The sequence below is a fragment of the Rhodanobacter glycinis genome, from assembly GCF_900114325.1.
Classification (GTDB): Bacteria; Pseudomonadota; Gammaproteobacteria; order Xanthomonadales; family Rhodanobacteraceae; genus Rhodanobacter_A; species Rhodanobacter_A glycinis.
On sequence record NZ_FOSR01000008.1, the window covers coordinates 1 to 18,727 of the forward strand.

General features: G+C 64.9%; 18 protein-coding genes. 10 read left to right on the forward strand and 8 right to left on the reverse strand.

Annotated elements, in window-relative coordinates; translation table 11 throughout:
* The first annotated feature begins 75 nt into the window (after window positions 1-75).
* Together BMY90_RS09860 and BMY90_RS17045 are read left to right on the forward strand one after the other, a co-directional pair.
* A complete protein-coding gene (locus tag BMY90_RS09860) occupies window positions 76-1,320 on the forward strand; it encodes an ISL3 family transposase (RefSeq protein WP_092702359.1) in 1,245 nt (414 codons plus the stop codon).
* A 78-nt stretch (window positions 1,321-1,398) separates the two neighbouring features.
* Window positions 1,399-1,797 carry a hypothetical protein gene (locus tag BMY90_RS17045; RefSeq protein WP_139201731.1) on the forward strand — a complete coding sequence of 133 codons (399 nt, stop codon included), beginning with the start codon at window positions 1,399-1,401 and terminating at the stop codon, window positions 1,795-1,797.
* 210 nt (window positions 1,798-2,007) lie between these two features.
* On the opposite strand, the gene BMY90_RS09870 is transcribed toward BMY90_RS17045, so the two are convergent.
* Both BMY90_RS09870 and BMY90_RS09875 read right to left on the reverse strand, forming a co-directional pair.
* Window positions 2,008-5,595, reverse strand: coding sequence for an ABC transporter permease/M1 family aminopeptidase (locus BMY90_RS09870; protein ID WP_092703841.1), 3,588 nt, complete (start codon window positions 5,593-5,595; stop codon window positions 2,008-2,010).
* Window positions 5,596-5,701: 106 nt separating this feature from the next.
* Window positions 5,702-6,586, reverse strand: coding sequence for an ABC transporter ATP-binding protein (locus BMY90_RS09875; RefSeq protein ID WP_092703647.1), 885 nt, complete (start codon window positions 6,584-6,586; stop codon window positions 5,702-5,704).
* Window positions 6,587-6,817: 231 nt separating this feature from the next.
* Here BMY90_RS09875 and aceF point away from each other — a divergent pair, with 231 nt between their 5' ends.
* From aceF to lpdA, 3 genes are read left to right on the forward strand one after another with little or no spacing between them, the layout of a single operon-like run.
* Window positions 6,818-8,176, forward strand: a complete 1,359-nt coding sequence (gene aceF / locus BMY90_RS09880) for a dihydrolipoyllysine-residue acetyltransferase (protein WP_092703649.1) — start codon at window positions 6,818-6,820, stop codon at window positions 8,174-8,176.
* A gap of 55 nt (window positions 8,177-8,231) precedes the next feature.
* The gene (locus BMY90_RS09885) at window positions 8,232-9,269 is read left to right on the forward strand and encodes a mechanosensitive ion channel family protein (protein WP_245735005.1); all 1,038 of its coding nucleotides are present in this window, start codon (window positions 8,232-8,234) and stop codon (window positions 9,267-9,269) included.
* A gap of 27 nt (window positions 9,270-9,296) precedes the next feature.
* Entirely contained in the window at window positions 9,297-11,174 is a 1,878-nt protein-coding gene (gene lpdA, locus BMY90_RS09890) for a dihydrolipoyl dehydrogenase (RefSeq protein WP_092703653.1), read from the forward strand.
* 302 nt (window positions 11,175-11,476) lie between these two features.
* On the opposite strand, the gene BMY90_RS09895 is transcribed toward lpdA, so the two are convergent.
* Window positions 11,477-11,950 (reverse strand): hypothetical protein, encoded by a 474-nt coding sequence (locus BMY90_RS09895; RefSeq protein WP_092703655.1) that lies wholly within the window; start codon window positions 11,948-11,950, stop codon window positions 11,477-11,479.
* Window positions 11,947-12,522, reverse strand: coding sequence for an RNA polymerase sigma factor (locus tag BMY90_RS09900; RefSeq protein ID WP_092703657.1), 576 nt, complete (start codon window positions 12,520-12,522; stop codon window positions 11,947-11,949). Before BMY90_RS09900 ends, BMY90_RS09895 begins: the two co-directional genes overlap by 4 nt.
* A 121-nt stretch (window positions 12,523-12,643) precedes the next feature.
* Here BMY90_RS09900 and BMY90_RS09905 point away from each other — a divergent pair, with 121 nt between their 5' ends.
* Window positions 12,644-12,970 carry a DUF6249 domain-containing protein gene (locus BMY90_RS09905; protein WP_008209075.1) on the forward strand — a complete coding sequence of 109 codons (327 nt, stop codon included), beginning with the start codon at window positions 12,644-12,646 and terminating at the stop codon, window positions 12,968-12,970.
* Window positions 12,971-13,040: 70 nt separating this feature from the next.
* On the opposite strand, the gene BMY90_RS09910 is transcribed toward BMY90_RS09905, so the two are convergent.
* Together BMY90_RS09910 and BMY90_RS09915 are read right to left on the reverse strand one after the other, a co-directional pair.
* Entirely contained in the window at window positions 13,041-13,466 is a 426-nt protein-coding gene (locus BMY90_RS09910; protein ID WP_008209074.1) for an organic hydroperoxide resistance protein, read from the reverse strand.
* 140 nt (window positions 13,467-13,606) lie between these two features.
* Window positions 13,607-14,068: a MarR family winged helix-turn-helix transcriptional regulator gene (locus BMY90_RS09915; protein WP_008209072.1), complete on the reverse strand. Its 462-nt coding sequence runs from the start codon at window positions 14,066-14,068 to the stop codon at window positions 13,607-13,609.
* A 150-nt stretch (window positions 14,069-14,218) separates the two neighbouring features.
* Here BMY90_RS09915 and BMY90_RS09920 point away from each other — a divergent pair, with 150 nt between their 5' ends.
* Complete coding sequence (locus BMY90_RS09920; RefSeq protein WP_092703659.1) at window positions 14,219-14,848, forward strand: trimeric intracellular cation channel family protein; 630 nt, start codon at window positions 14,219-14,221, stop codon at window positions 14,846-14,848.
* Between the two features lie 124 nt (window positions 14,849-14,972).
* On the opposite strand, the gene BMY90_RS09925 is transcribed toward BMY90_RS09920, so the two are convergent.
* Together BMY90_RS09925 and dinB are read right to left on the reverse strand one after the other, a co-directional pair.
* Window positions 14,973-15,182, reverse strand: a complete 210-nt coding sequence (locus tag BMY90_RS09925) for a cold-shock protein (RefSeq protein ID WP_008209068.1) — start codon at window positions 15,180-15,182, stop codon at window positions 14,973-14,975.
* A 429-nt stretch (window positions 15,183-15,611) separates the two neighbouring features.
* Window positions 15,612-16,700 carry a DNA polymerase IV gene (gene dinB, locus BMY90_RS09930; protein WP_281244051.1) on the reverse strand — a complete coding sequence of 363 codons (1,089 nt, stop codon included), beginning with the start codon at window positions 16,698-16,700 and terminating at the stop codon, window positions 15,612-15,614.
* 278 nt (window positions 16,701-16,978) lie between these two features.
* On the opposite strand from dinB, the gene BMY90_RS09935 reads away from it, so the two are divergent.
* From BMY90_RS09935 to BMY90_RS09945, 3 genes are all read left to right on the forward strand, one after another.
* Window positions 16,979-17,734: a COG4280 domain-containing protein gene (locus BMY90_RS09935; protein ID WP_092703663.1), complete on the forward strand. Its 756-nt coding sequence runs from the start codon at window positions 16,979-16,981 to the stop codon at window positions 17,732-17,734.
* Entirely contained in the window at window positions 17,731-17,940 is a 210-nt protein-coding gene (locus BMY90_RS09940; protein WP_092703665.1) for a hypothetical protein, read from the forward strand. The genes BMY90_RS09935 and BMY90_RS09940 overlap by 4 nt, the downstream gene beginning before the upstream one ends.
* An 80-nt stretch (window positions 17,941-18,020) precedes the next feature.
* On the forward strand, window positions 18,021-18,725 hold the full coding sequence (locus BMY90_RS09945) for a DUF6624 domain-containing protein (protein ID WP_139201732.1): 705 nt from the start codon (window positions 18,021-18,023) through the stop codon (window positions 18,723-18,725).
* Window positions 18,726-18,727 lie beyond the last annotated feature (2 nt).

Here is an 18,727-nt window from a genome sequence, read left to right on the forward strand (position 1 = left end):
GGCTCTCTCGCGTCTGGTGTGGTTGACACGACGGCGATCTTGCCTCGGATGCGGTGCTGAGTGCACGCTTGGCGGATGGAAACGCTCTTTACCCAAGCTCTCGGGCTGGCCGCGCCGTGGCGCGTGGCCCATGTCGACTTTCAGCAGGCCGCCGGACGCATCGTGTTCACGGTCGAGTGCACGGCCAAGCGGCTGGCGTGCCCGGCGTGCGGCGCAGCCGATCAGCCGATTCACGATCGCCTGCCGCGTCGCTGGCAACACCTGAACTTCTTCCAATATCGGGCCCTGATCGAGGCCAAGGTGCCACGCATCGGTTGCCGGGAGTGCGAGAAAACGAACCAGGTCGACGTGCCATGGGCGCGCGCTGGCGCGGGTTTCACCGAGACACTGGAGGCCTTCGTCATCGCGCTGTGCACGCAGATGCCGGTGAGTGCGGTGGCGGCGCTGCTGGGCGTGTCCGATGACCGCATCTGGCGTGTGCTGGACTTTCACGTCGAAGCCGCTCGGGCGCGCGAGGACTTTTCGGACGTGCGCCGGGTCAGCGCCGACGAACGCAGTGCGCGCAAGGGACAACGCTTCCTCACTTTGTTCTGCGATCTGGCCGCACGCCGCCTGCTGTTCGCCGTGCAGGGCCGCAAGGCCGACACGTTCAAGGCGTTCGCCGGCGACCTGGCCGCGCATGGCGGCGATGCGGCGGCGATCACCGACGTCAGTCTGGATCTTGGCGCGGCCTATCAGGCCGGCACGCGCGAATACTGCCCGAACGCGAAGATCAGCTTCGATCCGTTCCACGTGGTGGCATTGGCCAACGAGGCGTTGGATCAGGTGCGGCGCGCCGAGGTCAAGCAGGTGGATGGTCTGAAGGGCATTCGCTGGGGCACGCTCAAGGACGCGGCGAACTGGACGCGCAAGCAGATCGACCAGATGCACTGGCTGCAACGCTCGAACCTGCAGACGGCACGCGCGTGGCGGCTCAAGCAGGCGCTGCGCGCGGTGTTCGCCAAGGGCGGCCATCTTGCCCAGGCCACCATCCTGCTCGATGGGTGGATCCACTGGGCAAGGCGCTGCCGGCTGACGCCGTTCAAGCGGCTCGCCGCGACCATCAAGAAGCACCGCGAAGGCATTCTTGAACACTTCCGCTCCGGGCTCAGCAACGGTTTTGCCGAAGGGATCAACGGGCGCATCCAGGCGGCCAAGGCGTGGGCCCGAGGCTACGGCACCGACCGCCACCTGATCGTCATGAGCTACCTGATCTGCGCCAACCTCAAGCACCTGCCGAAAAACCCGTGGACGCATGCGGCTCAACAGGTGGTCGGGTAAAGGTCAACCACACGAATCGAGAGAGAGCCGAATTACCGCTGTATCTGGATTTCAGGATACGGAAATGAGGAGTGAGCTATGACTATTCGGGCTTGGGTCGCCAGAAAAATCTGGTGCTGTGCCATCTTGTTGGTGCCGGCGCTACTGGCTGGTTGCGGATCTTCAAGCGGTTGCAGCGATCTCGAATCGGATGTGGTGGTTACCACTTGGAGCAATCCGATGACCCTCTCGATCAACCTGGTAAACCGCAGCGACAAGCCTCAACTCGTCGATCTTGTGCTCCACCAGCCTGGCAAGGCGGACATCAAGGGCGGGCCGTACCGGATAGATGCCAAGTCCACGCTGTCGCCGGTGGCAAGCATAGATATCGGTTATGTGAGTGATTCCTCGATCATCATGAAGCGAGCGGAGGATCAGAAGGTCACGTGGGCTGATCTTGAAGGGGTGGGCTACTCGCTGGACGTAAAATGTGAATAGTTGGAAGTGGAAACAGGTTCCAGGGTCAGGGAAGGTCTGACCAATCGGCTGTTTGCTCCGCATCCCTGCGAGGCGTTTTTCAACAGCCGAAGGCTGGCCAGGCAAGTCAAAAACGAGCGCAGCGAGTCATTCCAGAGCCTTTGCTTTCCAGTGTGTTGAAGACGCTGGACCCCAGCTTGCGTCGGGGGTGACGGAGATTTTTGAGGTTTCCTACTGCATCGTCACCGACTTGCGGTTGTCGTTCGGCACCTTGTCGATCAGCTCGTTGTAGGGGTCGATGCCGGCCATCGTAGGCTTGCCGTCCACTAACACGGTGATCGTGCTGTCGCCGTCGGGCAGCGTGCGTTTTTCCAGGTACAGCGGCTTGCCGTCCTTGCCGCCTTCGCCTTGAGCAAACACGCCGATCTCGATCGGGATGTTCGGCGCGGCTTTCGTCTCCTTGCCCTTGCCGTCCGCATAGACCATGCCGGCGTGCACCTTCATGGTCACCTGGTACTTGCCGTCCGGCAGCTTCTTCGCGGTGGCGTCGGTGATGCGGTTGTCGAACAGGGTGATCTTCCAGAAGAAGTCGTCCAGCATCGGCTGCCACTTCGGCCCCAGCGCCTTGGACAGCGCATCCATGAATTCCTGCGAGTCGGTGTACGGTGGTTGCTGGAAGCCCTTGTCGAGCAGGAACTGCTTCAGCATCGCGTCCAGCTTGTCCTCGCCGACGTAATCCTGCAGCGCGTAGAACACCAGCGAGCCCTTGCGGTAGTGGATGTACGGCTGGTTCTCCACTTTCGCCAGCGGTTCCTCGGCCACTTTTTCATTGGCGCGGCCGGCGAGGTAGGAATCCAGTTCGTACTTGAGGAACTTGCGCATCTGGTCGGCGCCGTACTTGTGCTTCATCACCATCAGCGAGGAGTACTGCGCCAGCGATTCGCTGAGCATGGTCGAGCCCTGCATGTTGGCGCCGATCACCCGGTGCGCCCACCACTGGTGCGCGATCTCGTGCGCGGTAACGTCGTAGACGTAGTCGAGGTGGCTCTTGTCGCGCAGGTCGGCAATGAAACCGATCGCCTCGGAGAACGGAATGGTATTGGCGAACGATTGCGCGAACGCGGCGTAGTCCGGAAATTCCAGGATGCGCAGCTGCTTGAACTGGTACGGCGTGTAGTGACTGTCGTAGTAGTCCAGCGAATCCTTCGCGCTCTCGATCATCCGGTCCACGTTCCAGGCGTGCGCCGGGTTGTAGTAGACCGAGATGTCCACGCCCTTCCAGTCCACGCTTTTCACCGTGTAGCGGGCGGAAAGATAGGCGAAGAAGTTCAGCATCGGCTGCTGCATCACGTAATGGAAATAATTGCGGCCGTTGGCCGTCCATTTTTTCTGCAGCGTACCGGGCGCCAGCGCGATCTGGTCGGCGGCAGTGGAAACCGTGGTGTCGAAGCTGATCCAGTCGGCATCGTTGCTGATATAGGTATTGGCCCGGGCCTTCTGGTCGCCCAATGGCGGCATGCGCGGCACGTCGAGCTTCAGGCCGTACTTGCGGCGATCGTTGCGGTCGGTGAGCTGGTACTTGGTCTGGTAGCCGAACTGCGGCAGCAGGCTGTTGTTGAAGAAGGTGCCGTTGTGGACGAGGAAGGTTTCGCCGGTTCCGTTGGTGAAGCCCTTCGGCGCGTAGTCGATGTCGAAGTCGAACGGCATCGAGGCGCCTGGCGCCAGCGGTGTCTTCAACGTATAGATCGCCACGCCCAGACGCTTGTCGAAGCTGGCAGTGGCATGCGGGGCGAAATGCAGCGAGGTTGGCACGAAATCGTTGGTGTAGTTCACCAGCAGTTTCGTGACCGGCACGTCGTGCTTGTTGACCAGGGTGTAGTGCGCGTGGATACGCAGGCGACGCTTGTACGGATAGATGTCCACGTCGGCCTTGACCGCAGTGATGCGCGGCTGCGGCAGGTCGGCGTACTTCGCGTACTGCTTTTCGTAATCGGCTTGTTCGCGTTTCTGCGCCGTGCTGTTTTCGTAATGGTTGAGCACGTTGGTGTTGTAGAAGATCCAGCCGCCCAGGCCGAGGAAGGCCAGTAGCGCCGCGGCCAACAGCGCAGCCAGCGGTGGCCGCGCACGCACGCGCGCCTCGTGCAACCGGTCACGCCACGACTGCCCGGTACCGCGCACCCACAGCAGTGCCGACAGCACCAGCAAGGCCATGGCGAGGCAGCCCCAATAGGCGTCGAACCACAGCGCGCCGACGATGAAATGGCCGAAGCCGTTCATGTCCGAATACGGCACGCCGGGTGTGCTGCCGTAGTTGTACAGGTTGTGCTCCCAGTGCAGCAGGCTGAAGCCCAGCGTGCTGGCCACTACCCAAATGATGTTCAGCAGATAGCCGAAAAATTTGTTGTTGCTCGCCACCTGCAGGAACAGCGCCAGCACCGCCATCAGCACGAACGGGATCGCATTCAGTGCCAGCATGCCCAGATACAGGCCAGGCTCCAGATGGGTATAGCCATGCGCCAGCTGCCAGCCCATGCCCAGTACCGCACCGATCAGCAGCATCAGCACGATGATCGCCAGCAGCGCGCCCAGCTTGGACAACAGTGACACCCAGTCCGGCACCGGGAACGCGTCGCTCACCTCGGCCGATTGGTGCGTACGCTCGCGCCAGACCAGTTCGCCGGCATAGAAGATCACGATGATGATCAGCGGCAGGGTGAAACTGCCGTTGATCGCGCCGAGCACGTGGTGGGTGACCGGCCATACCGGCGTGCCGTAGACCAGCCCGGACGAGATCAGTGCCACGATCATCACCACCAGCGACAGCACCAGCAGTACCAGGAATGCCGCGCCGCGCAGTACGCCCCTGGTGTCGAACATGAACTGCGTGCGTAACTGGATCAGGCGTGCACGCCAGTCGTGGTGAAGCGTGGTGTGGGGCAGGGCAAGTGCAGCCGGGCCGGCCTGCGGACGCAGCATGGGCGGTTCGGCGCGCTTCTTGCGACGCGGCAATTGCAGCCCCTCGCGGTTGGGGCGGAACAGCACGAACGAGGCGACCAGCATCAGCACCGACACGCCCAGCCACAGCAGCCGGTTGAACAGCAGCACGCCATGCAGCGTCGGCAGCAGGTGGTTGGCCTGGTCGGGCGACCAGTAGCGAGTGACGATGGCCAGGGTGCGGGTGCCGAACGGATCGAGCATCGCCGCGATGACATGGTTGTTGACGTCGCGGCTCAGGTAGCCGGCCACGCCATGCAGCACGAAGTAGGCAATCACGCCCACGTAGCTGGCCAGCAGCGAACGCGTGGCAGTGGCCAGCAGAAACAGCAGCGCGGCGATGAACAACATGTTCGGCAGCACCATCACGCCGAAGCCCCAGGCATAGCCACGCCAGTCGGCAGCGCCGAGCCGGCTGGCGTCGACCCATGGCATCGAGCCGCCCAGTGCCAGCCCCAGCGCGCACACCACCAGGATCAACAGCAGGATCAGGTAGCCGGCGGCGAAGCGGCCGCCAAGATAGGCGCCGCGGCTCATGGGCGTGACGAACAGCAGCTCCGCGGTGCGCTGCTCGAAATCGCGGATTGCGGTGTTCGCCACGAACACCACCACCAGCAGGATGCTGAGCGCGGCGAAGGCATTGAGCAGGCGGGCGATCACCAGCGGTGCATTGCGCAGCACATTGCCGCTGGCGCCGCCCATGACGGTGACGGCGTCGGTGCTGGTGACGGTGAAGGCCAGCCCGGCGAAGGCCGCCAGGATGATCCAGAACAGCGGTGCCCTCAGCTGCTGGCGCCATTCGAAGCGGAAGATCTCGAAGAACATGCGGTGATCCTGTCTGGTGTAGGAGCGCAGCCTGTGCGCGATGCTCTGCGTCACGCCGAAGGAAAGCTCGCGCACAGGGTGCGCTCCCACGAAAGTGCAAGTGGCGTCAGGCGGCCCGGGCGGTGGCCTGCGCACGCAGGCGGCCGAAGTAGACGTCTTCCAGATCGGGGGCGACCGGCTCGAAACCTTCCTCGGGGCGGCTGTCGGCCAATACGTGCAGCAGGGTGCGTCCGCCGGACAGCCGGGTGGACAGGATGTTCATGCGGGCGCGATAGCTGTCCAGCTCGGCCTTGTCGATGCTGCGGCGCCAGACCCGGCCTTCCAGCGAGCGGATCGCTTCGTGCGGCTCGCCGGCCAGCAGCACCTGGCCCTGGCCGATGATGGCCATGTGCGAGCACAGGTCGGTGACGTCTTCCACGATATGGGTGGACAGGATCACCACCACGCGTTCGCCGATTTCCGCCAGCAGGTTGAGGAAGCGGTTGCGCTCTTCCGGATCGAGGCCGGCAGTGGGTTCGTCCACGATCACCAGCTTCGGATCGCCGATCAGCGCCTGGGCGATGCCGAAGCGCTGGCGCATGCCGCCGGAATACGTGCCCAGCTTGCGCTTGCGCACGTCCCACAGGTTCACCTGGCGCAGCAGCACTTCGATCAACTCACGCCGCTCGCCCTTCGCGGTAACGCCCTTGAGCACGGCGAAGTGGTTGAGCATCACCTCGGCCGACACCTTCGGGTACACGCCGAATTCCTGCGGAAGGTAGCCGAGCAGCCGGCGGGTGGCCTGCTTGTCGGCCAGCAGATCAACGCCATCCAGCGCGATCGTGCCGGCATCCGGATCCTGCAGGGTGGCGATGGTGCGCATCAGCGACGATTTGCCCGCGCCGTTGGGGCCGAGCAGGCCGAACATGCCGTTGGGGATGTCGAGCGTGACGCTGCGCAGCGCCTTCACGCCGTTGGCGTAAGTCTTGGACAAATCGCGAATGGCCAGCATGGGTTCCCTCCGGCGCCGCCCCGCGCAGCGCTTGCAGGCATCAGACTAAGGTATGAGGGGGTGCGCGTGTACGGGCCCAAGGTCATGCATCCGCACGTTTCGGCCGGTTTGCATACGTATGCGGATGGACGATTTGGACGTCCGGAATCGCCCGCAGCGGGGCCATGTTCGTTATCATTGAAGCCTTGCGACCGCCATCCCCCGCGGTCCCACTGATCCGCAGGAGAACCCATGGCCGACCTCAAAGAAGTCCACGTACCCGATATCGGCGGTCACGACAACGTGCCGGTGATCGAGGTATTGATCAAGCCCGGCGACCGTGTGGAGAAGGATCAGAGCCTGATCACGCTGGAATCGGACAAGGCCACCATGGAAGTGCCCGCGCCGTTTGCCGGCACCGTGAAGGAAGTGAAGCTGAAGGTGGGCGACGAAGTGTCCGAGGGCGCGGTGATCGCGCAGGTCGAGGCCGACGGTGCCGACGCCACGGCTTCGAAGGCCGAAACCCCGGCTGCAGCGCCCGCTCCGGCACCCGCGCCCGCGCCGACGCCGGCACCTGCTGCCGCCCCTGCCGCCGCGCCCGCCCCGGCGGCGGATGCCGCAAAGTCCGCCGCCCCGGCCCCTGCCGCCGCGCCGAGCCCGCGTCCACCGCTGGACGCCACCATCGTCATGCCGGGCGATGCGCCCTACGCCAGCCCGGCGGTGCGTGCGTTTGCGCGCGAACTGGGCGTGGACATTGCCCAGATCAAGGGCAGCGGTCGCAGTGGTCGCATCCAGCGCGAAGATGTGTCCGGCTACGTGAAGCACGCGCTGGCGTCCGGTGCCCGTCCGGGCAACGCGCCGGTGGCTGGCGGCAACGGCCTCAGCCTGCTGCCGTGGCCGAAGGTCGACTTCAGCAAGTTCGGCGAGATCGAGGAAAAGCCGCTTTCGCGCATCCAGAAGATCTCCGGCGCCAACCTGGCGCGCAACTGGGCGATGATCCCCCACGTCACCCAGCACGAAGACGCCGACATCACCGAGCTGGAAGCTTTCCGCAAGAAGCTTGGCGAAGAGAACAAGGAACTCAAGATCACCCCGCTGGTGTTCCAGATGAAGGCGGTGGTGGCGGCGCTGAAGGAGTACCCGCAGTTCAACGCCTCGCTGGACGAAACCGGCGAGAAGCTGATCCTGAAGAAGTACTTCCATGTCGGCATCGCGGTGGACACGCCCGATGGCCTGGTGGTGCCGGTGATCCGCGACGTGGACAAGAAGGGCCTGCTCGACCTGGCCCGCGAGCTGGGCGAAATTTCGAAGAAGGCGCGCGACAAGAAGCTTGGCCCGGCCGAGATGTCCGGTGGCTGCTTCTCGATCAGTTCGCTGGGCGGCATCGGCGGCACCGCGTTCACGCCCATCGTCAACGCGCCGGAAGTGGCCATCCTCGGCGTCTCCAAGGCGGCGATGAAGCCGGTCTGGAATGGCAAGGAATTCGCGCCGCGGTTGATGTTGCCGCTGTCGCTGTCCTATGACCATCGCGTGATCGACGGCGCGCTGGCCGCACGTTTCGCGGTGTTCGTCGCCAAGCAGCTCGGCGACATCCGCCGCCTGCTGCTGTAACACCGACCCGGTGCTGGTGCCTGCTTCAGCAATGCGTGTCGGCCTGGCGCCGGCCATGGCCGCGCCCATGGCCATCCCGCCGGGCATGAAGCAGGCGCAAACGTGGACGGATCTCGGATTCACCCTGGGCGAAGTCAACGTGACAGTCGGCTCCGCCTTGTGCGGCGTGTTGCTGTTCGCGCTGTTCCTGGCAGGCACTGCGCTGCTGCGGCGTCTGTTGCGACGTTACGGCGAGCGGCACGAGCACATCAGCCCGTCCAACCTGTACACGGTCGAGCGCCTGCTGCAATACCTGCTGCTCACGGTCGGCCTGTTGTGGGCGCTGGACGTGGTGGGCATCCCGGTGGCGAAGATGGGTGTGTTCGCCGGGGCCTTGGGCGTGGGCCTCGGCTTCGGCCTGCAGGCGATCTTCAACAACTTCGTTTCCGGCCTGATCCTGTTGTTCGACCGCAGCCTGAAGGTGGGCGACTTCGTCGAACTGGCCTCTGGCGTGCATGGGCATGTGCGGGAAATCCGCATCCGCGCCACCCTGGTCAGCACCAACGACGATATCGACATCCTGGTGCCGAACTCCGAATTCGTCACCGGCCAGGTGGTCAACTGGACGCTGCGCGAGGTGGCGCGGCGCCAGAAGATTCCGTTCCGCGTTCCGTATGGCACCGACAAGGAACGGGTCAAGGCGGCCGCGCTGGAGGCCGCCGCCGCGGTGCCGTTCACGTTGACCATGGATGGGCCGCGCCAGCCGCAGGTGTGGCTGACCGATTTCGGCGAATCCTCCTTTCATTTTTCGCTGGTGGTCTGGCTCAATGCCGAAGCCACGCGACGCGTCGGTGCAGTCAGTGCCGCGTACAACTGGGCCTTGCACAGCGCACTGGAAAAGTATGGCATCCAGATTCCGTTCCCGCAGCGCGACGTGCATGTGCACAGCTGGGTCGGCCCTGGCGGTGCCGAGGATTCCGGCACCACCGAGCCGCGCGCGCAAGGCCGGCACGAGAGCGGAAACGACGCCGTGCGGGATGTTCGCCGCGACATTGCCGAAAGCGCCAGCCAGCACCCGAAACCCACCACTCCCCAAGATCCGGACGCCCGCTGACGTCCCGCAACACGAAGGAAACACATCATGGCCAACACCATCGAAATCAAGATTCCGGATATCGGCGGCCACGACAACGTGCCGGTGATCGAAGTGCTGGTGAAGGCCGGCGACACGGTGAGCAAGGACCAGAGCCTGATCACCCTGGAATCGGACAAGGCGACCATGGAGATTCCCTCCAGCGCCGACGGCGTGATCAAGGAGCTGAAACTCAAGGTCGGCGACGAGGTGTCCGAAGGCACGGTGATTGCCGTGCTCGAGACCGACGCCAGCGGAGCCGACACAGCCTCTCCTTCTCCCCAGCGGGGAGAGGGCCAGGGTGAGGGGGCGAGCTCGCCGCAGTCTGGCGACGAAGCGAAAGCGGCTGGCAACTCTGCCGCGAGCACCCGCCCCTCACCTCAATCCCCTTCGACCAGCTCAGGGCAGGGCTCTCCCCAGCGGGGAGAGGAGGCGAAGGCGCCGCAAGCGGCAGCTTCTACCGGAAAGGCGGCCGACATCGAGTGCAAGCTGGTGGTGCTGGGCTCCGGCCCCGGCGGCTACTCCGCCGCCTTCCGCGCCGCCGACCTGGGCGTGGATACCGTGCTGGTGGAACGCTACGCCACCATCGGCGGCGTCTGCCTCAACGTGGGCTGCATCCCGTCCAAGGCGCTGCTGCATGCCGCCGCGGTGATCGACGAGGCCGAGGCCATCGGCGCGCACGGCATCAGCTTCGGCAAGCCGAAGATCGATATCGACAAGCTGCGCGAGTTCAAGACCAAGGTGGTGGGCCAGCTCACCGGCGGCCTGGCCGGCATGGCCAAGCAGCGCAAGGTGCGCATCGTGCAGGGCACCGGCAGCTTCGTCTCGGCGAATGAAATGGAAGTGGAGACGGCCGACGGCAAGAAACTGATCCGCTTCGAGAACGCCATCATCGCCGCCGGTTCGCAGGCGGTGCGCCTGCCGATGTTCCCGTGGGACGACGAGCGCGTGATGGATTCCACCGGCGCGCTGGAACTGAAGGACGTGCCGAAGAAACTGCTGGTCGTCGGCGGCGGCATCATCGGGTTGGAAATGGCCACGGTGTACGCCGGCCTGGGCAGCGAAGTGACCGTGGTCGAGTTCATGGACCAGCTCATCCCCGGTGCCGACGCCGACCTGGTCAAGCCGCTGGCCAAGCGCATCGGCGGCAAGCTCAAGGGCATCCACCTGAAGACCAAGGTGGTCTCGGCCAAGGCCACCAAGAAGGGTATCGAGGTTGGCTACGAGGGCGACAGCATCCCCGACACCACCGTGTTCGATCGCGTGCTGGTGGCGGTGGGCCGTTCGCCCAATGGCAACAAGATCGGTGCGGACAAGGCCGGCGTGGCGGTGACCGAACGCGGTTTCATCAACGTCGATACGCAGCTGCGCACCAACGTGCCGCACATCTTTGCCATCGGCGACATCGTCGGCCAGCCGATGCTGGCGCACAAGGCTACCCACGAGGCGCATGTGGCGGCCGAAGTGGTGGCTGGCGGCAAGAGCCATTTCGACGCGCGGGTGATTCCGTCCGTGGCCTACACCAATCCGGAAGTGTCCTGGGTCGGCGTGACCGAGCGCGAGGCGAAGGAAAAGGGCCTCAAGGTCGGCGTGGGCAAGTTCCCGTGGGCGGCTTCCGGTCGCGCCATCGGCATCGACCGCACCGAAGGCTTCACCAAGCTGATCTTCGATGAGGAAACCCATCGCATCGTGGGCGCCGGCATCGTCGGCGTGAACGCCGGCGAGCTGATCTCCGAACTGGCGTTGGCGATCGAGATGGGTGCCGAGGCCGCCGACATCGCGTTGACCGTGCACCCGCATCCCACCCTGGGTGAATCGGTGGGCATGGCCGCCGAAGTCTACGAAGGCACCATCACCGACCTGTACATGCCGAAGAAGAAAAAGTAAGGCGGCACTGCATTGGAATACGAAGCCCGGGTTCGCCCGGGCTTTTTTTGTGCCTGTGCTTTCGCACCAGAAAGGACGCCCCCTGCGTGCACGGGAGGAGGCGAGCGGGCGGGGATTGCGGCGGCTTGCTACCGCCGAAGGCCGCGGCCATTTGCACGCAGGGGGCTTGGGTTATGACGTTTGTGCCGTCGCTTTTTGAAAGATCGCCGCCAAGTGCGCTTGCAGGCGGCTGTGCCCGTGGCCTGTATGGATGGCGACGTCATGGTTGCTCGCGGTTTGCCGGCTCGTCCGATCCGAGTGAATCAGGCCAGCGGGTGCGCTTGCCCGCGCGGCTTCAGTTTTCCCAGCAGCCAGGAAAGCCCCAGACAGCCGGCGAAGGCCAGTGGCCAGCGGATGGCCTGTGGATCCAGCGCCGGCAGCGCGATGCGCAGGGTGGCCAGCCAGTCCAGGTGGTAAAGGACGGTGGTCGCGGCACCGGCGATGACGAAGATGCCGATCACGCAGGTGAACAAGGTGGCTTCAAGACGGCGCTCGCGGGGCGTTTCCGCGGAGACGGCATGGGGCGCCACCTGCGCGGCCATCTGTTGCGCAAAGTCGGCGGGCAACGCCTCGGCTGGTGGCTGGCGCAGGGCGCGGGTGATCAGGCGGTAGCGCTGCACGCGGGCGTCGTCGCGGTTCGCATCGAGGCCGAGCCGTTCGGCCCGCATCGCGCGTTCCTGTGCCTGCCACTCGCGTTCGCTGGCGTGGTCGTCGAAGGGAGGGGTGTCGTGGTTCATGCTGCAACTCCTGTGCGGGTTTCGAGTGCGTCGCGCAGGCGCAGTCGAGACCGGAACAAGTGGCTCTTGATGGTGCCACTGGCCAGGCCAGTGATGTCGACGATGTCCGGAATCGTCATTTCCTCAAGGTAATACAGCGTCAGCACGGTGCGTTGCAAACGCGGCAGCGCCTCGATCGCTTCATGCAGGTGCCGCGATGTTTCCGCGTTCGCGCAGGCGGCTTCCAGGTCGAAGCCGTCGCTGACGTTTTCCACCAGCGGGGTGCCTTCGTCATCGGCATTTTCCACCAGCGGGATGCGTTTGCGCTGCAGGTGACGCAGCGCGATGGAATAGGCCACGCGGCCGATCCAGGATTTCAGCGCGCATTCGCCCCGATACTGGTGCAGGCATTGGTGCACGCGCAGGAAGGTGTCCTGGCACAGCTCGCGGGCATCTTCGGGATTGCGAACCATGCGCAGGATCAGGTGCCAGCACAGCCGCTGATGCTCGTGCACAAGGCGCTCGAACGCGCCCGGCCGGTTGGCCAGCACGGCATCGACCAGTTCGCGGTCTGGGTGGCGAATGTCATCCATGACCGGATGGATACGTGCGCGCGCACAACGGTTGCACGCACGCAACTGCAACCGTTGCGCGCCGACTGGTATCCATGTTCCCGAAGCTCGCCATTTCCATCCTTACCGCCAGGAGCAACCCATGAACATGGCCATACTGATTCCGATGGTGCTGTTTGTCTGCATCGCTTATTCCATCAAGGTCTGCATTGACGCGATGGTGCGCAAGCGCATGGTCAGCGCGGGCGGCTCGCCCGAGCTGATCGACGCGATGCTGCGCGACGAGGAGCAGCGCCGGCGCCATTCCTCGTTGCGCTGGGGCATCGTGCTGCTGTCGCTGGCCCTGGGTTTTGGCCTGATCCAGTGGTTCGGCTGGACCGAGGTCACGCCGGGCCTGATCGCGGTGCTGGCTGGCGCCACTGGCCTGGGCAACCTGGTGTTTTTCGCGATCTCGCGTCGCCTGGGTTGAGCTGTTCTCGCTATAAAAAGGCCCGGGGTCGAACCCGGGCCTTTTTGTCGTGCGGATGTCCGTGGCGGGTTCAAACCACGGTGAGCGTCACGTCGATGTTGCCGCGGGTGGCGTTGGAGTAGGGGCACACGATGTGTGCCTTCTGCACCAGCGCCTCGGCTTCGGCGCGGTCCAGGCCGGGCAGGTGGATCTTCAGTTCGACCTCGATGCCGAAGCCGGTGGGGATCGGGCCGATGCCCACGTTGCCTTCGATGCTGGTATCGGCCGGCAGGCTGCGCTTCTGCTGGCCGGCGACATACTTGAGTGCGCCGAGGAAGCAGGCCGAGTAGCCGGCGGCAAACAGCTGCTCCGGATTGGTGCCGGTGTCGCCGGCGCCGCCGAGTTCCTTCGGGGTGGTCAGCTTGACGTCGAGTACGCCATCCGAAGAGGTGGCGTGGCCGTCACGGCCGCCGGTGGCCTTGGCATGGGCGCGGTAGAGAACGTTTTCGATGGACATGGGTGTGACCTCATGGGGTGGGTGACCGGGCGGGTGGTCGCGAATTCGGGAGTGCCCGGCGTGGCTCCGTCAGTTAAGTTGTTCAGTATTAAATAGTGCGATAAGTAAAAGTGAAAAGCGGTTGCGCGTGATGGCCATGATCAGAGGGCATTGGCCAGCCGGGTGCGCAGCTGGTCCAGGTCCTGCTTGAGGGTTTGCAGCTCGTCCGGCGCGCAGCCAACGGCGCAAAGGACACCCTCCGGCACGGCGGCGGCCCGCTTTTTCAGCGCGCGGCCTTCGGCGGTCAGGCTGATCACCACCTGGCGTTCGTCGGCGGTCGAGCGCACGCGATCGAGCAGGCCATTGGCCTGCAGGCGCTTGAGCAATGGCGTGAGCGTGGCGGAGTCCAGGTGCAGGCGCTCGCCGATGTCGGAGACGGTGAGCTCGTCGCGCTCCCACAGCACCAGCATCACCAGGTACTGCGGATAGGTGAGTTCCAGCGTGGCGAGCAGCTTGCGATAGACCTTGCCCATCGCCAGGTTCGCCGCATACAGCGCGAAGCACAGTTGCTGGTCGAGCAGCAGGTGCGAGGTACCGGTAGTGGAGGCGTGCCGAGCGTTCATGTGGCGAATATATATAGTGCACTATTTGATTGCAAGCAAATTATGCGTGTCGACGGCAACACATTCGGCAAGCCGTGAGCGCGCGAGCAAAAACTGGTTCAATGGCAGCCTTCGCCGCGCCGTCGGCATGTCCGCGAGCGATCTGGTTGCATGAATGAGCACCTGCTGTTCAACCTGGTCGACCTGGCCGGTACGTTTGCCTTCGCCATCAGCGGTGCCACTGCCGCGCGACGGGAAGGGCTGGATCTCTTCGGCATCCTTGTCATTGCCTACGTCACGGCGTGTGGCGGCGGCATTGCGCGCGACCTGTACATCGGGGCGGTGCCGCCGGCCGGTCTGTCCGAGTGGCGCTACCTGCTGACCGCGGTGGTCGCTGCGCTGGCCACTATCGTGGCCTACCGTCAGGTGGAGCGACTGGACCATCCGGTGCGCCTGTTCGACGCGATGGGACTGGGCCTGTTCGCGGTGTACGGTGCGCATAAGGCGCTGTTGGCCACCGGCAACATTGAGGTGGCGATCATCCTGGGCATGGTGACCGCGATTGGCGGCGGCCTGGCGCGCGACATGCTGCTGGCCCGTGTGCCGGTGGTGCTGCAGCGGGAGATCTATGCGTCGGCCGCCTTCGCTGGCGCGGCCTTGGCCGTACTCGGCGAGCGTGTCGGGTGGCCCGTCCTGTGGGCGACCTGGCTGCCGATCCTGCTGTGTTTCACGTTGCGCTTCGTGTCCTTGCGCTTTGGCTGGAATCTTCCCCGTTTCGGCGGATCGTCCAGCGAGAGCTGAGCGCGGGTGCCCGGCGTCTTGGCACGATGTAGCGGGGAAGGCGTGGCGTGAGCCGCCAGGCTTGAACGCCAGGCATGAAAAAGCCCGCCGAAGCGGGCTTCTCCAAAACACCTTGGAAGGAGGCTTACGCCACCTGCACCTGGTCGGCCTGCAGGCCCTTCGGGCCCTTGACGACGACGAAGGTGACCTTCTGGCCTTCCTGCAGCGACTTGAAGCCGTTGCCCTGGATGGCACGGAAGTGGACGAACAAGTCGTCACCACTTTCCGGGCTGATGAAGCCGAAGCCCTTGGCATCGTTGAACCACTTGACTGTACCGCTCTGACGATCCGACATAACACGTAACCTTTGAAACATGGATGATTTACGGCTTGGAGTGAGGCGAACTCGCCGTAAGGGTGCGCAGTGCATCCGGAGTTGCCTCAAGCGCTGCCTCGCCAGCATAACCCACAATTCACGTGCGTGCGCGTGCTGGAGATAACCGGCTTGTCGGGGCGGCCCCGAATGAGGGATGACGGGGGTGGCCGGGGCGGGCTCGGCCGGGGGCCACGCAGTGCGAATCCGGTCGATGAAAACGGCCTGGAATGAGTCGTGGCAACGGTTTCCAGCCGATGTGGAGGCGTGGGCGCGCGCGGCCGGATGTGCCATGGCAAGGTGCCTGGCGGCGGGTGATCGGTGCCTTCCCGGCGTCCCTCGCCGGGCGAAATCCATGCGCCGCCCCGGCTTTTGGGTCGAAAAAGTGGCCGGCGGCGTGGTCGCGGACGCTCAGCGGGGGTCGAACAGGTCGCGCTGGGCGGCATAGCTGTCGGCCTCGACAAAGCCGGACACCCCCACGCCGACCAGCCGATAACGGGTATTCGCCGGACGTTCCACGCGGTCGCGCAGGGCGCAGGCGATGTCGGCCAGCTCGCGCGCGGAAGCGGGCCGCAGCGTCGGCGTGAGGCTGCGGGTCAGGGTATGGAAGTCCGAGGTCTTCAGCTTCAGCACCACCGTGCGCGCCACCCGGCCGCCTTCCACCTCGCGCTGGTGGCCGGCCCAGGCTTTTTCGGCGAGGCGGCGGATGTGCGGTTCGAGTTCGTCCAACGGCAGGTCGTTCTCGAACGTATCCTCGGCGGAGACTTGCAGGGTGGGGCGATCCGGCTGCACCGGGTGTTCGTCGATGCCCAGCGACAACTCGTGCAGGCGCCGGCCCCAGCGGCCGAAGCGTTGTTCCATTTCTTCCGCCGGCACCGTGCGCAGCTCGCCCACGGTGGTAACGCCCAGCGCAGCCAGCCGCCCTTCCATCACCTTGCCCACGCCCGGCAGGCGCGCGACGGAGAGCGGGGTGAGGAAATCCATCACCTCGCGCGGGCGCACCACGAACAGGCCGTCCGGCTTGCGGAAATCCGAGGCGATCTTGGCCAGGAACTTGTTCGGCGCCACCCCGGCCGAGGCGGTAAGCCGGGTTTCCGCGCGAATCGCGGCGCGGATCGCCTCGGCCGTGGCGGTGGCCGAGGGCAGGCCGGTCTTGGCGGCGGTGACGTCGAGATAGGCCTCGTCCAGCGACAGCGGCTCGACCAGGTCGGTGTGCTCGGCAAAGATCGCGCGGATCTGCCGCGACACCGCCTTGTAACGTCCGAAATCCGGCGGCACGAAGATCGCCTGCGGGCATAGCCGCTCGGCCCGCACCGCTGGCATCGCCGAGCGCACCCCGAACGTGCGCGCCTCGTAACTGGCCGCACAGACCACCGAACGCGCGCCACGCCACGCCACCACCACCGGCTTGCCGCGCAGCGAAGGATCGTCGCGCTGCTCCACCGACGCGTAGAACGCGTCCATGTCGACATGCAGAATCTTGCGGGGTGGGGCGGTCACGCTTCGCCGGGAGATCGGTGGGATGTCGTCGATTCTAGGAGCGTGGGCGACAGAAATCTTCCGGGCTGCAAAAGTGTCTGCGTGGTCCATATGTCCGTCGCCTCTTGGCCTATAGAACCACTATGGGCCGGCGAATCGTCGAAAATCTGTCCTCACGCAGCCACTTTTTCGCCTCGAAAGTTTCTACCGCCCACGCTCCTAGACGGTTCGCTGCCACGCCGTTCGCCAGCGCGTATGCTCGGAACCTGTCGCCTGCTTGCCTGCCGAGGTTTCCATCCATGCCGATCGATTGGGCTCATGCCGGGGCCACGCTGCTGGCCTCGTTCCTTGCTTCGCTGGTGGAATGCGTGGAGGCGCTGACGGTGGTGCTGGCGGTCGGGGTGACACGCGGCTGGCGCAGCGCGGTGACCGGTAGCGCGTTGGCCGTGCTGGTACTGCTACTGATCGTGGCGTTGCTGGGTTCGGCGCTGACCCGGGTGCCGCTGGGCGACATCCAGTTGCTGGTTGGCGCGTTGTTGCTGCTGTTCGGCATGCGCTGGCTGCGCAAGGCCATCCTGCGCGCGGCCGGCGTGCTGGCCTTGCACGACGAGGCGTCCATCTACGCGCGCCAGACGCAGGCGTTGCAGGGTTCGGTGGTGGCGACGCAGGGTTGGGACCGACTGGCCTTCACGACCGCATTCAAGATCTGCATGCTCGAGGGGCTTGAGGTGGTGTTCATCGTGATCGCGATCAGCGCCGGCCGGCCCGGCCTGTGGCTGCCGGCCAGCGCAGGCGCGGTGGCAGCCCTGCTGGTGGTGATCGTGCTGGGGGCGGTGGTGCATCGCCCGCTGGCGCGGGTGCCGGAGAACACCTTGAAATTCGTCGTCGGCGTCTTGCTGTGTGCGTTCGGTACGTTCTGGGTGGGCGAGGGCATCGGGGACGCGTGGCCCGGTGGTGACGTCGCGATCCTTGCCCTGATCCTTGCCTATCTGGTCGCGGCCATGTTTGCCGTGCGCGGCTGCCGTCGTGCCGCCATTCGTGGAGCGTCGGCATGATGCGCTGGCTGCAGACCATCATCAGTGAACTGTGGGGCCTGTTCGTCGATGATGGCCGCTATGCGCTCAGCATCGTGGCCTGGCTGCTGCTGGCATGGCTGGCGTTGCCGTTGCTTCGCCTCGGCGGTGGCTGGAACGCGATCATCCTGTGCGTCGGACTGCTTGCCATCCTGCTCGAAAGCGCATGGCGCCGCGCGCGGCGATGAGTGCCTGCTTGACCGAATGAAACCGATCGCGGATCTTCAGGTCGAACCCGCACGAATCGGCAAATCAAGGGAGATGGACAATGCACAAGGCGTGGCTATGGGGATTGGCGGGGCTGCTGGCGGGAACGGTAGCCGTGGCACAGGCGGCCGACAGCGACGACGCGCAAATGGCGCGGCAATGCCCGAACTTGGCAGCGTGGATTCAGGCGAAGAAAGCCGAAGTGGCTGCCCAGCGCAAGGCGCATCCACCGACCAAACCCGTTGAACCAGCCCTGCGTACCGAATTGCTGAAGATGAGCGATGCGGACCAGAAAGTGCGCAACGCCCTGATTGCCGCGGGCACTCAGAACCAGGCTGCGATCAAGGCCATGCTGGCCGTCGATGCCCATAACCTTCCCCGTATCAAGCAGATTGACGCGAAACAGGGTTTCCCCACCCGTGCCCAAGTGGGGCGAGATGGCGTGCAGGCGGCATGGCTGCTGGTACAGCATGCCGACCGCGACCCGGTCTTCCAGGCACATGTGTTGGCCGAGCTGCAGCCGCGCGTGCGAGATGGCGGCATCAGTGCGCAGGAATACACCTTGTTGACCGACCGTGTACTGGTCGCGCAACACAAGCCGCAGCGCTACGGCACCCAGTTCAAGGTGGTGAAGGGAAAGCTGCAGGCCGACCCGATGGAGAACCCGGCCCATGTGGACAAGCGCCGCCTTGCCATCGGTCTGCCATCGATGGCCGATTACGAATGCGCGCTACGCACGTACTACCACCTGCCGGCGAAGCCCTGAGC